Annotated in this window: 9 protein-coding genes; 8 read left to right on the forward strand and 1 reads right to left on the reverse strand. The window is 46.9% G+C overall.

Features of this window, described 5'->3' with window-relative positions; translation table 11 throughout:
- The first annotated feature begins 59 nt into the window (after positions 1 to 59).
- Both LIN78_RS13980 and LIN78_RS13985 read left to right on the forward strand, forming a co-directional pair.
- Positions 60 to 1,355, forward strand: a complete 1,296-nt coding sequence (locus tag LIN78_RS13980) for an NAD(P)/FAD-dependent oxidoreductase (RefSeq protein WP_227181461.1) — start codon at positions 60 to 62, stop codon at positions 1,353 to 1,355.
- Between the two features lie 16 nt (positions 1,356 to 1,371).
- Positions 1,372 to 2,130: a transporter substrate-binding domain-containing protein gene (locus tag LIN78_RS13985; protein WP_227181462.1), complete on the forward strand. Its 759-nt coding sequence runs from the start codon at positions 1,372 to 1,374 to the stop codon at positions 2,128 to 2,130.
- Between the two features lie 94 nt (positions 2,131 to 2,224).
- On the opposite strand, the gene LIN78_RS13990 is transcribed toward LIN78_RS13985, so the two are convergent.
- The gene (locus LIN78_RS13990; RefSeq protein WP_227181463.1) at positions 2,225 to 2,893 is read right to left on the reverse strand and encodes an SOS response-associated peptidase; all 669 of its coding nucleotides are present in this window, start codon (positions 2,891 to 2,893) and stop codon (positions 2,225 to 2,227) included.
- Between the two features lie 313 nt (positions 2,894 to 3,206).
- On the opposite strand from LIN78_RS13990, the gene LIN78_RS13995 reads away from it, so the two are divergent.
- The 6 genes from LIN78_RS13995 to LIN78_RS14020 all read left to right on the forward strand — a co-directional run bounded on the left by LIN78_RS13995 (position 3,207) and on the right by LIN78_RS14020 (position 12,705).
- Positions 3,207 to 4,151: a LysR family transcriptional regulator gene (locus tag LIN78_RS13995; protein WP_227181464.1), complete on the forward strand. Its 945-nt coding sequence runs from the start codon at positions 3,207 to 3,209 to the stop codon at positions 4,149 to 4,151.
- A gap of 141 nt (positions 4,152 to 4,292) precedes the next feature.
- Positions 4,293 to 5,726, forward strand: coding sequence for a pyridoxal phosphate-dependent decarboxylase family protein (locus LIN78_RS14000; protein ID WP_227181465.1), 1,434 nt, complete (start codon positions 4,293 to 4,295; stop codon positions 5,724 to 5,726).
- Positions 5,727 to 5,785: 59 nt separating this feature from the next.
- On the forward strand, positions 5,786 to 6,907 hold the full coding sequence (locus LIN78_RS14005; RefSeq protein ID WP_227181466.1) for a branched-chain amino acid ABC transporter substrate-binding protein: 1,122 nt from the start codon (positions 5,786 to 5,788) through the stop codon (positions 6,905 to 6,907).
- A 115-nt stretch (positions 6,908 to 7,022) separates the two neighbouring features.
- On the forward strand, positions 7,023 to 7,415 hold the full coding sequence (locus LIN78_RS14010; RefSeq protein ID WP_227181467.1) for a S24 family peptidase: 393 nt from the start codon (positions 7,023 to 7,025) through the stop codon (positions 7,413 to 7,415).
- Positions 7,412 to 8,689: a Y-family DNA polymerase gene (locus LIN78_RS14015; RefSeq protein WP_227181468.1), complete on the forward strand. Its 1,278-nt coding sequence runs from the start codon at positions 7,412 to 7,414 to the stop codon at positions 8,687 to 8,689. Before LIN78_RS14010 ends, LIN78_RS14015 begins: the two co-directional genes overlap by 4 nt.
- Before the next feature lie 500 nt (positions 8,690 to 9,189).
- Positions 9,190 to 12,705, forward strand: a complete 3,516-nt coding sequence (locus LIN78_RS14020) for an indolepyruvate ferredoxin oxidoreductase family protein (protein WP_227181469.1) — start codon at positions 9,190 to 9,192, stop codon at positions 12,703 to 12,705.
- Positions 12,706 to 12,760 lie beyond the last annotated feature (55 nt).

The raw sequence follows: 12,760 nt of genomic DNA on the forward strand, positions 1-12,760 counted from the left end.
CTTTTAAACCGCATGTGAATGTATAAAATAAGAAAAAAATTCAACTTACTAGGCAATGTATGAAGAAAAATTTAGTGGTAATCGGTGGGGGTGTAGCTGGACTTTCTTTGGCGACGAAAGCAGCAAAAGTTTTTCAAAAAGACTTCAATATTATCTTAATAGATAAAGCACGTTCTCATATCTGGAAACCGGTTTTACACCAGATCGCGGCTGGTAGTCTTAATCCAGCTAAAGAGGGGATGGATTATGTCGTACAGGCAAAATGGCATGGTTTCAAGTTTTGTCTGGGCGCCGTTTCTAGGGTCAATACAGAAAATAAAAAAGTAGTGATTGATCCGCTTTTAGATGACGAACAAAACGTCATTATTCCAGAGCGTGAAATTGCCTATGATTATTTGATTGTCGCAGCAGGTAGCCAAACCAATGATTTTTCTACCCCCGGTGTGCAAGAACATGCCATTTGTTTGAATTCAATTAAAGAAGCGACGGTACTGCATCAGCGCCTTGTTAATAACATTATTCGTGCGTCTACAGAGAAAGAAAAGCTAGGCAAAAGTGCGGTGAAAGTCGTGATTATTGGTGGTGGTGCGACTGGGGTAGAGTTAGCGGCAGAAATTCGCGACACTATTTCAGAGTTAACTAGTTATGGCCGAGAAAAGATTGATGCATTTAACGAGGTAAAAATTCAAATTATTGAAGCAGGTAACCGAATTTTGCAGCATCTTCCCGAAAAGCTCTCTACTGATGTATTCGAAAAGCTTCGTTTAATGAATGTGACGGTGCAAACATCTACTGCGGTAAAGTCTGTCTCTGCGCGTTCATTAGAAACCAGTGAAGGTACGATTGATAATATCGATATCATTGTTTGGGCTGCGGGTGTGAAAGCTCCTCAGTTTCTTAAAAATATCTCTGGTGTCACCACCAACCGAATTAACCAAATACCTGTTCACCCCACACTACAGTCGATTGATGATCCTTCTATTTTTGTTCTAGGGGATTCTGCTGCTTGTGTGTTAGACGGAAAACCCGTGCCAGCCCGTGCGCAAGCGGCCACTCAGCAAGTGCCGTTAATGATGAAAAACCTGCGCTTACTACTAAAAGATCGTCCGTTGCAGTCTTTTGTTTATAAAGATTACGGCTCGATCATTGCTGTTGGCCGTTCTGCAACGCTGGGTAGTTTGAATCGAATCAATCCGCGTAGCCAATTGCCCGTTTATGGGCGCTTTGCCAAGTTGATTTATGTAACGAACTACATCAAGCATCTCGTCTATGTTGGTGGTACTTACAAAACCATTCTTAAAGTGCTGGGTAAATTCATTGACCGAAAAATTCACCCATCCGTCAAAGTTCACTAATTCTTGAAAGTTAATCATGAAGTTGTTGTTCAAGCTGGGCATGCTAGCCGGTGTCCTCTGTAGCGCATTGCATGCAGAAACCTTAAAAATTGCTATCCAAGGAGCACTCCCTCCGTATGATTATATGGAGGGAGGCAAAATGAAGGGGTTTAATGTAGACATTACCAACGCCCTTTGTATGGAAATGAAAGTCACTTGCCAGATTGTGAAAACCCCATGGGAAAACATTATTCCTAATGTGGCAGCCGGCAAAGTAGATGCTGCTATTTCTACGGTGACGATTACAGAGGAGCGCAAGAAAATTGTGGCCTTCACCGATAAATATGCGCAGACCCCAGGCAGTTTTGTCGCCAAGAAAGGGAAGTTTTTATCGGTGTATATCACTAATCTTGATTTACAAAATAAAGTGATTGGTTATCAGGCAGGCACGACTTACGCCAATCTTATCAAAGGTCGATATCCTCAAATTAAGAGTATTGGCTATCCGTCTACCGACAAAATGTACGAAGCTTTGGTTGCCGGGGAAATTGATATTGCCATCAATGACATGGTCTCTTCTTACGATGGTTTCTTGCAATCCCCGGCTGGTAAAGGTTATGAATTGGTTGGCTCTCCGATCCGAGATAGTAAATATATGGGCACGGGGGAAGGTATTGTGGTGAGGTTGGGAAATCAAGCCTTGGTTGGTCGATTTAACAAAGCCATTGCGACGATTCGGCAAAATAGGGTTTACGATCAAATAATGAACAAATACTTTATATTCAATATATATTGATACAAAATATTTGTATGCAATTTTATTTTTCTGAAAAAAGGGGGCGATTCATGACATCACTCCCTTTTCTCCATCTTACATTGCGTCTTAACACTTAAAACAAACTGAAGTTGCTCGATGCTGGGGCTACTTTGGCTTTGGGCGAATAAAACGCCTGCATGTCAGTGGCAGGGAAGTCTCTAATAAAACTCCGCGCTTCATCGGGGTGTCTGCAAGACAACCAGGCATCGTATTCTTCTGGTCTGACTACCACCAAACTTCGCTTTTCATCATCTGGTTTATGCATCCGCTTCATCAGCGGGTGGTGGTCTGCATTCATGGTGATTTGGGTAAAGGCATGGCTAATTAGCCCGGTGTCGTCTTGCCATGTGCGCCAAAGCCCCGCCACGGCAAACGGTTTGTCATCTGCCATTTTAATTTGCCAGCGTTCAGCCTTGCCAGATTCATAGCATGGCTCAAAAAAACCGAGCATGGGAACAAGGCAAAGTTGCAGGTTTTGCCATGCATAACGGTATGATTTTAACTCACCAATTGTTTCAGCCCGTGCGTTCATCGTCGATAAGCGCACCCCCTTGGGGAGATGAGCTTTAGGCACCATTCCGTAACTAGCCAACACTGCTTCTGGCTGATTGTTCGTGCTTAAAATAATTGGCGCAGCATAGTCTTGCCACGTTTCTGCTGGCCAAGTATCAGGCGCAGCTAACTTCACTTTAAAGTGCTGCTGGAGTTGCTCGGCAGAAGGGGGAATAAAATTTATGCACATAACTAAACAATGAGATGAATGAATGCGTGCCAGATTAGATGACTAAGTCCAGGATTAGTTTGCCACCTGTGTATCGACAATGCCGTTGCTGGTTAGTGAATTGTAATAGACATTTTTGCTGGCATTCATCTATTTTTGATGAGTGAAGGCATTAAAAGTGGATAGCTAGTGATATGTAAAATAAAGGAATGGTCTTTTTAGGTCAAAACGCGAAGCATTTGCCGGTTTAGGTGTATTGTAAAATGAATTTTTGATTAGGCTTGATGGTCATGGCATTGTTGATTTAGCCATGCTTATCCATCTATAGAAATGAATGAATATTATGCACATGGGGCAATTATCGGTTACGCAACTTCGATGCTTAGATAGCCTCTTGGCAACGTGCAATCTTAGTCATACAGCCATTCAATTAGGTTCTAGTCAATCGGTAGTGAGCCGGCAGTTAGATCAATTACGTTTATTATTTGATGATCCTTTGTTGGTGCGCGATGGTCGCCATTTTGTACTAACCCCTAGAGCAATTTCATTAGTTGTGCCATTGAAGAAGCTATTGGCCGATCTTGACGGTTTACTCACCGCAGATCGATTTGATCCTAGCGCGTGTCGTCAAACGTTTCACTTGGCCGGATCAGATTATGTAGCTCAGCACATTCTTCCGGATCTAGTTGCCTATGTAGCTGAGAAATCTCCCTCTGTTCATCTTCATTTTCAGACGTGGAGACCTGAGCTTATTGGTCTATTGGCGACAGGCGAATTAGACCTCGTGACGACAATGCTCGAATCTCCTCCGCCAGAAGTACATGGCAAACTTTTGGGGACAGATCATCCGTGTTTGGTCATGCGTGATGATCATCCTTTACTAAGCCTACCACTCACTGAAAAGAGTTTATGTGCGTATCCGCATGTCAAAATCACCGGAGGGGGAGATAAAGATGGGTATCTTGATCGGCATCTAGCTAGTCAAAAATTGCAGCGGAATATTTCGTATGAGGTCCCATTTTTCGAGTCTGCCTTTCGGTTAGTAGAACGAACGCAATCTATTATGACTGTCCCAACACATATTGCTGAACATCTGGGGCAAGCATTTGCAGTGAAATGGGTGAGCATTCCCTTTACTTCGTTCATGTTTCAATATTATGTGTTATGGCATGAGCGCACTCACTTCGATCCCGCCCATCAATGGCTTCGCCATCTGGTAAAGCAGTATTGGTCTGATTCTCGATTTAGTATTGGTAGTTATCCCTTAGTGGGTAATTAACCCCGCTTATCGATACTTTACTGATTTGCGATAGGAGTTATCGCATTTAGGTGATACTGCTTTTGTGTCTGTCCTCCCTAGAATGCTTGTCATTGCAGCGCTGCTTGGCGCCGATGCATCAACTAGCTAAGAGAGGCAAACATGACACCAGAACAGTTCCGAGAATATGGCCATCAACTTATCGACATGATTGCGGATTATCGCAATGATTTAAGTGACTTTCCTGTGATGTCGACCGTGAGTCCCGGTAGCATCAAACAACAATTACCAACCCAGCCACCAGTAAACGGGGAAGACTTCCAAGCTGTATTTCAGGACATGAAACAGATCATCATGCCAGGGCTATCGCATTGGCAGCACCCGGGGTTCTTTGGCTATTTCCCCTCTAATAGCGAGCTTTCTTCTGTTTTGGGTGACTACCTCAGTACCGGCTTAGGTGTATTGGGGTTATCTTGGCAATCTAGTCCTGCAATGACTGAAGTAGAAGAGGTTGCAACCGACTGGATGCGCCAAATGGTTGGCTTGTCGGAAGGTTGGCAAGGGGTTATTCAAGATACCGCATCGACAAGTACGTTAGTTGCGCTCATTTCTGCACGCGAAAAAGCAAGCCAATATGCGTTGGTGAAAGGTGGTCTGCAAGCACAACGAGCCCCCTTGATGATTTATGTTTCCGCTCATGCGCATAGTTCGGTAGATAAGGCCGCATTACTCGCTGGCTTTGGTAAAGACAATATTCGTTACATCGAAACCGATGCTGATTTTTCGATGATCCCATCAGCGTTGGCAAAAACCATTGCGGATGATATCGCCGCTGGTCTTCATCCTTGCGCTGTTGTCGCGACAACCGGTACGACCACCACAACGGCAGTTGATCCATTATCCGCGATTGGTGATATTGCTCATGAGTACGGTATTTGGTTCCATGTGGATTCTGCAATGGCGGGCTCGGCGATGATTTTGCCGGAATGTCGCTGGATGTGGGACGGTATCGAAAAAGCAGATTCTTTAGTTCTCAATGCGCATAAATGGCTAGGCGCAACGTTTGATCTGTCGCTTTATTATGTGAAAGACCCAGAACATTTGATTCGGGTAATGAGTACCAATCCGAGTTACCTGCAATCGAACGTAGATTCTGAGGTTAAAAATCTTCGGGATTGGGGTATTCCACTTGGACGCCGTTTCCGTGCGCTAAAACTGTGGTGTTTGATTCGCGATCAGGGGGTAACTGGTTTGCAAAAACGCCTGCGCCGAGACATGGCGAACGCGCAGTGGTTTGCCAAGACAGTTTCTTCTACTCCTGATTGGGAAGTTCTGGCGCCAGTTCATCTGCAAACCGTTTGCATTCGCTTCACCCCCAACAACTTACCTACTAATCAGCTAGATGATTTTACGAAAGCATGGGCGGATGCGCTTAATCATAGCGGTTTGGCTTATGTAACACCTGCAACGCTTAATGGGCAGTGGATGGTGCGTATTTCTATTGGTGCCATCCATACAGAAGAAGAACATGTAAAAGCACTCTGGGCGAATATCTTACAAATTAGCCAGCAAGTACTACAGCAGCAGTTTCTTTAAGGTTTACCAGCCAGCCTACATCGGTATGGCTGGCTATTTGTCAGCAACGAGGAGAAGTGATGAGACATTGGATATATGCAGCAAGTGGCGTGTTATTGGCAATGCAGGCACAAGCCGATATGACCGTGAAAGTCGGCCAAGTGAGCCCATTATCAGGCCCGATTGCCCATTTGGGTAAAGATAACGAGGCTGGGGCACTCTTGGCGATTGAGGATGCAAACGCCAAAAAACTGAAAATTGCGGGCCAGATCATCAAATTTGAGTTAATTTCAGAAGATGATGCAAGTGACCCGAAGACAGCTACCATTGTTGCGCAAAAGCTAGTAGACCAGAAGGTTGCAGGCGTTGTTGGTCATCTTAATTCAGGTACGAGTATCCCTGCCTCTAAGATTTACAATGAAGCGGGTATCCCACAGATTTCCCCTTCTGCGACCAATCCAAAATATACCTTACAAGGTTTTAAAACAACCTTCCGCGTGGTAGCGAACGATGTGCAACAAGGTGGCGCGATGGGGACCTTTGCGGTGGATCATCTCAAAGGAAAAAAGATCGCCATTATTGATGATCGCTCTGCTTATGGCCAAGGCTTGGCTGATCAGGTCGATAAAAAGGTAAAAGCATTAAAAGGGCAGGTTATTGCCAGAGAATATGGTACTGACAAAACCACTGACTGGATGGCAATTCTAACGTCAGTAAAAGCGCGCATGCCAGATGTCGTTGTCTATGGCGGAATGGATGCAACGGCAGGGCCATTGCTACAACAGATGCGTCGTCTTGGCATAAAGTCTGCTTTGATTGTTGGTGATGGTGCCTGTTCGCCTGAAATGATTAAGCTATCTGGTTCGGGAATGGATCAGAATGTCTATTGCACGGTGGCGGGTTTGCCGCGTGATCAAATGCCAAAAGGTGCGGCTTTTTTTAAACGTTTTAAACAACGTTTTGGAATGGATGTACAAGTCTACGCCCCATATGAATACGATGCGATGACCGCCCTTATCAGTGCGATGGTTGAAGCCAATTCGGCAGATCCAAAAGTGTACCTACCAACATTAGCCAAGATCCGGTTGCAAGGGGTGACAGGCATGCTGCAATTTACACCAGAAGGTGACATCAAAAATGGTGCCGTAACGGTCAACCAATTCTCAAGCAATAACTGGAAACCAGTCAGTGTGATTAAGTAAATCCATCAAACTGGTCAACTCTCTCTAACTCTCTCATTTACCCCTTGGCAACAAGGGGTATTTTTTTATCTAGGCGGATCTTTTATTAATAGAACGATCGTTCTATAATGTGGTCATGAACCAGCTTGTTATTCTTCCTGTTGATGTGACGCACCCCGCACGCACTTACCCGTTAATGGCTTGCCGCGTGGTAGCGGGCTTTCCTAGCCCCGCGAATGACTACCTAGATGAACCACTAAACATCCAAGAACTATTGGTCACACACCCCGCTAGCACCTTTTTTATGAATTACACCGCAAGGCCAATTCCCTCTGAAATGGTGAATACGGGGGATATTCTGGTTGTCGACAAAAGCGTCCGTCCTTGGCTGGGTGCGCTGGTGGTTGTTTGCCTAGAAGGGGAAATGAAACTGCGTCGTTGGCAAGAAAATGAACGGGCCGAGCTTGCCGGAGAAGATTGGTACGTCTGGGGTGTAGTGGTGGGTTTGGCGAGAAGGTTGGTGAAATGAGTGCGTTGTGGGCATTGGCAGATGTGAACAGTATGTATGCGTCTTGCGAGCAGGTTTTTCGGCCTGATTTGCAAGGACGGCCTGTCATTGTGGCATCGAATAACGATGGTTCTATTATTGCCCGTAACAAAGAGGCAAAAGCCGTTGGGATTAAGATGGGAGTTCCGTTGCATCAGTGTGGTGATCTGATCCGGCAACACCGTGTGACGGTATTTAGCTCTCAATATACGCTGTATGGCGATATGAGTAACCGCATCATGACCTTGTTTGCTGAAATGGCGCCGGCGATAGAGGTTTACAGTATTGATGAATGCTTTTTGTATTACCCATCTGGTTTGAACCAAGCGGTGACGCATGGCGCTTTTATGCGCGACCATATCAAACAATGCACAGGGTTGGGGATTGGCGTGGGGTTTGGGTTATCGAAAACCCAAGCAAAACTAGCCAACCATTTGGCAAAAACACGGCCAGAGACAGAAGGCGTGTTTGATTTTTCTAGCCTGAGTCATCTTGAGCAAACCGAATGGATGGAACAGATTGGTATTGAAGAGGTTTGGGGGGTAGGGCGCCGGTATGTAGAGCGGTTGGGCTTGATGGGGATTTCTACCGTCAGGCAATTGCGTGATGCCAATCTTGAGCAAATCAAAACGAAGTTTGGTGCGGTACTGGCACGAACGGTACTCGAACTTAGGGGGATTTCTTGCCTGCCGCTAGAAGCGGCTGCGCCAGATAAACAGCAGATTATGTGTAGCCGCTCTTTTGCCAAAGAAGTGACCGCATTGCCGGTATTAAGATCGGCCATTATTCATCACCTGTGCAGGGCGATGCAAAAGCTGCGGCAACAAGAATCGGTCGCTGCCGGGGTGGTCGTCATGATTCGGACGAACCCATTCAAACCAGGACAAGCGCAATACCACGCGTCGATGACAGGCATGTTGCCAGTGCCTTCTGATGATACCTTGGTATTGCAAGCGTATACCGAGCAAGTGCTAAATCGGCTTTACCGTGCGGGCTATGCCTATAAGAAAGCGGGCATTATGCTGGTAGACGTGCGTCCAAAGCAGATCGAACAACAAGATTTGTTTGCGCCACCACCTACATCTGCCCCAAAACGAGCAGGGCTGATGCTCGCGATGGATCAGATTAGCCGGCGATTTGGCGCAGAAAAAATCAAATTAGCGAGTGAGTTGTACCACGGGTGGGAAATGCGTAGAGAAAGATTATCTCCCCGTTACACCACGCGCTGGGATGAATTACCGAAGGTATCTCTTTAACCTAGTCAGGGGATTGGGATAACTTCAATGATTGGACTTTTCCCGTCCACTGTTTGCCCTTTGTTGGCATGAGAATATTGATGACCATTCCGATGTTTCTCTACTAAAAAGTTGCACTGCAACAGCACAATCATCGCTAACGTTTTGAACCCCAGCTAATAAAGAATAGCCTACTCGCCAAGGGGAAAGCAGCGGGGAAAGCCATTGAGTATTCTTCAAAATTTTCCTGAAATTCTCTTCATATCTTCCTGCATTGCAGCATCGAAATTACTCGCAATGCATGTTTTGCCTGTCTATACTCCGGTACACAATCGTTAAAAAATGCAATCTGGTAGCTTGGTTTTTCTATCCAAAAAACAAGCGCTTAGCGTGCATAAGAGCGAAGCGCAGTTTTTATCCAAACATGTGTTGAGCCACTAGCCGACATAATCGGTTAGCTTGTAACGAGTGTGTGTAAACGCATGCCGCTCGTGACAGTTGGCGCTGTAAAGGAGTGTCTGATGAATAAGCAGATTTCCCTGACAGACAAATACACGCAAGCAACCGGTCGAGTGTACATGAGTGGCACTCAAGCGTTGGTGCGTTTATTGCTGGCGCAAAAAGCGCGGGATGAAGCAGAGGGTCTACATACAGCCGGATTTGTTTCTGGCTATCGTGGTTCACCATTGGGTGGGCTAGATCAGGCGCTTTGGGGAGCCAAAGCGATTCTCGATCGTCATCAAATTCGATTTACCCCCGGTCTGAATGAAGAATTAGCAGCGACGGCTATCTGGGGAACTCAGCAAGTAAGCATGGACCCGAATGTCTCAGTCGATGGGGTGTTTTCTCTGTGGTATGGGAAAGGCCCTGGTGTGGATCGGTGCGGAGACGTCTTTAAGCATGGCAATATTGCTGGTACATCTGCGCATGGCGGGGTATTGCTTGTGGCGGGGGATGACCATGCGTGCAAATCATCTAGCCTTCCTCATCAAAGTGAACATGCCTTTATCGCTGCGATGATTCCGGTGATGAATCCGTCGTCCGTGACCGAATTTATCGAGTTTGGTTTGCATGGTTGGGCGATGTCTCGTTACTCGGGTTGTTGGGTCGGGTTTAAAACCATTTCAGATACAGTCGAGTCTTCTTCCTCGTTTGAGATAGATCCGCTGAGCGTCGATATCAAAATTCCCGATACTTATCCTGTTCCGCAAGATGGATTTTCTATTCGCTGGCCAGACCCTCCGCTTGAGCAAGAAAATCGGCTGCAAAGAGAGCGTTTATACGCCTTACTCGAATACGTTCGCTTAAACAATTTAAACCGATTAGTGATTGATTCCCCCACGCCAAAATTAGGGATTGTCACTACCGGTAAATCGTACCAAGACGTTTTAGAGGCGTTAGCGCTGCTCGACCTTGATGAGGAAGCGGCTTCCAAAATGGGGATTCGCTTACTCAAAATTGGGGTGTCTTGGCCGCTAGAACCAGAATGTATTCAGACGTTTGCCGAAGGCTTAGAAGAGATTCTGGTGGTAGAGGAAAAGCGTCAAATCCTAGAGTACCAAATAAAAGAGCACCTATATAACGCGCCAAACCGCCCAAGGGTGGTGGGTAAGTACGATGAAACCGGCGAATGGGTGAAGGTCCCGAAAAGTGGAATTTTGCTCTCTCCTAATGGGGAGCTCACCCCAACGACAATCGCCTGTGTAATTGGCAACCGGTTAGCCAAAGTGTGCGGGGATGAGCGATTCATGTCGCTGGTGTCTGCTCACCATATTGTGTGCACCGCATCTGAAGGCTTTGTCCGTCCTGATAAAAGCCTCGCGCAGCGCGTCCCGTATTTTTGTTCTGGCTGCCCACACAATACATCTACCCAAGTACCAGAAGGCAGTCGCGCCCTAGCTGGGATTGGTTGCCACTATATGGCGATGTGGATGAACCGCCGCACAGAAACCTTTAGCCAGATGGGTGGCGAAGGTGTGGCATGGATTGGCCAGGCACCGTTTACCAAAACTAAACATGTGTTTGTGAACTTGGGCGATGGTACGTTGATGCATAGCGGCTCTTTGGCACTTCGCTACGCCATTGCGACAGGGGTAAATGTCACTTATAAAATCCTGGTTAATGATGCGGTGGCGATGACAGGCGGGCAACCCGTAGAAGGTGCGCCAAGTGTTCAGCAAATTGCCCGCATGGTGCATGCCGAAGGGGTCGATCGTATTTGTTTGGTGTCGGATGACCCGTTCCACTTCGAGACCGAAGGCGGTTTACCAGACTGTGTATCGGTGCATCACCGTGATGACATGATGGCGATACAAGAGCAGCTCAGAGAGGAAAAAGGCGTTTCGGTCATTCTATATGCCCAAACGTGTGCGGCAGAAAAACGCCGCCGCCGTAAACGGCAAGTGCTGGTTGATCCACCTCGTCGCGTCATGATCAACCCGCATGTGTGCGAAGGCTGTGGCGATTGCGGAAAACAATCGAATTGCGTGTCGATTTTGCCATTAGAAACTCCGCTTGGCCGTAAGCGCACGATCGATCAGTCGGCTTGCAATAAAGATTTCTCTTGCTTGCGCGGTTTTTGTCCTAGCTTTGTCACCATTGAAGGTGGCCAACTGAAAAAAGCCCAACCGAAAGCGTTGGCACCGGTTGGCAATCTGCCGGAGCCTACCTTACCCGTATTAGGCAAACACGCTTATAACATTCTGATTACTGGTGTGGGCGGTACTGGGGTGGTCACCATTGGCGCTTTATTAGGCATGGCTGCCCATATAGAAGGTAAGGGGGTGCTGGTGCTGGATATGGCAGGGTTGGCGCAAAAAGGAGGATCAGTCACCTCGCATGTCAAAATTGGCTTAACCCCAGCCAACTTGCATTCTGCCCGTATTGCCGGAGGTGATACCGATGTACTGCTAGGCGGGGATTTAGTTGTCAGCGCCAGCAAAGATGTGATGAATATGCTCACCCCAGAGCGAAGCCGGAGCCTGATTAATACCCATATATCTCCTACTGGCGCGTTTACCCAAAATCGAGATTGGGATGCACAACCCGCCAATCTGCTCGATAGGGTGGAACACGGTAGTTTGCAAGTCGCTACCGTAAATGCTACCCAATTAGCCACTGCCTTGTTTGGTGATGCCTTGGCGACCAATATGTTTGTGCTGGGGTATGCATGGCAACAAGGTTGGATTCCACTCTCTGTTGCCTCGATTGAAGCGGCGATTCGTCTAAACGAAGTGAGTGTAGAGATGAACTTGGCCGCCTTTGCTTGGGGGCGCAAAGCCGTTGTCGATCTTACCGCCGTCAAACTTGCCGCAGGGATGCCCGATGTCGCCATGGTGCATTGGCTAAAACGCACAACAAAAACCATCGACGAATTAGTAACTGATCGTGTCAAACGACTGACGGATTATCAAGATGCCGATTATGCAGAGGCTTTTCAGGTGCTCGTACGGCATGCTTTAACCAAAGGCGGTCAGCGCTTGGCTGAAACCGTTGCGAATCAGCTTTTTTCCTTGATGGCTTATAAAGACGAATATGAAGTCGCACGGCTTTATACCGATACCGATTTTATCGCGCAGGTGAAGGCATCTTTCGAAGGTGATTTCCAACTGAAGTTTCACTTAGCGCCACCACTGATGGCAAAGCATAACGCCAAAGGCGTGCCGGTGAAGTCTGTCTATGGGCAGTGGTTGCTAAAAGGCTTTAAAGCGCTAGCTTGGATGAGGCGCTTCCGTGGGACATGGCTAGATGTCTTTGGTCGCACCAAAGAGCGCAAAGCCGAAAGGCAACTGCGTGATGACTATATGAGTGATGTCGAATCGGTAATGAAATACCTACCGCAAGTCGATGTGGAAAAGGTCATTCATTTCCTAGAGTGGCCTAGTCAGGTGAAAGGCTTTGGGCATGTCAAAGCAGCTGCCATGGTATTGGCGTATCAGCACCGGCAAGTGCGCTTATCTGCACTAGTGGCTGCTAGTAAAGCGTCGATTGACCAGCACCAGCCACAGACAATTGCCACCGCTACCACAAACAGATAACTCGAACAAAACTCGAATAAAAGCCGATAGAGGGGGTTCACATGAGCGCCGTTAG

The organism is Leeia speluncae, from assembly GCF_020564625.1.
In the GTDB taxonomy this organism is placed as follows: domain Bacteria; phylum Pseudomonadota; class Gammaproteobacteria; order Burkholderiales; family Leeiaceae; genus Leeia; species Leeia speluncae.

Excerpts from the sequence above, each read along its gene's own strand:
- LIN78_RS13980 (WP_227181461.1), top strand. The coding sequence starts at position 60 with ATGAAGAAAAATTTAGTGGTAATCGGTGGGGGTGTAGCTGGACTTTCT.
- LIN78_RS13985 (WP_227181462.1), top strand. The coding sequence starts at position 1,372 with ATGAAGTTGTTGTTCAAGCTGGGCATGCTAGCCGGTGTCCTCTGTAGC.
- LIN78_RS13990 (WP_227181463.1), bottom strand. The coding sequence starts at position 2,893 with ATGTGCATAAATTTTATTCCCCCTTCTGCCGAGCAACTCCAGCAGCAC.
- LIN78_RS13995 (WP_227181464.1), top strand. The coding sequence starts at position 3,207 with ATGAATATTATGCACATGGGGCAATTATCGGTTACGCAACTTCGATGC.
- LIN78_RS14000 (WP_227181465.1), top strand. The coding sequence starts at position 4,293 with ATGACACCAGAACAGTTCCGAGAATATGGCCATCAACTTATCGACATG.
- LIN78_RS14005 (WP_227181466.1), top strand. The coding sequence starts at position 5,786 with ATGAGACATTGGATATATGCAGCAAGTGGCGTGTTATTGGCAATGCAG.
- LIN78_RS14010 (WP_227181467.1), top strand. The coding sequence starts at position 7,023 with ATGAACCAGCTTGTTATTCTTCCTGTTGATGTGACGCACCCCGCACGC.
- LIN78_RS14015 (WP_227181468.1), top strand. The coding sequence starts at position 7,412 with ATGAGTGCGTTGTGGGCATTGGCAGATGTGAACAGTATGTATGCGTCT.
- LIN78_RS14020 (WP_227181469.1), top strand. The coding sequence starts at position 9,190 with ATGAATAAGCAGATTTCCCTGACAGACAAATACACGCAAGCAACCGGT.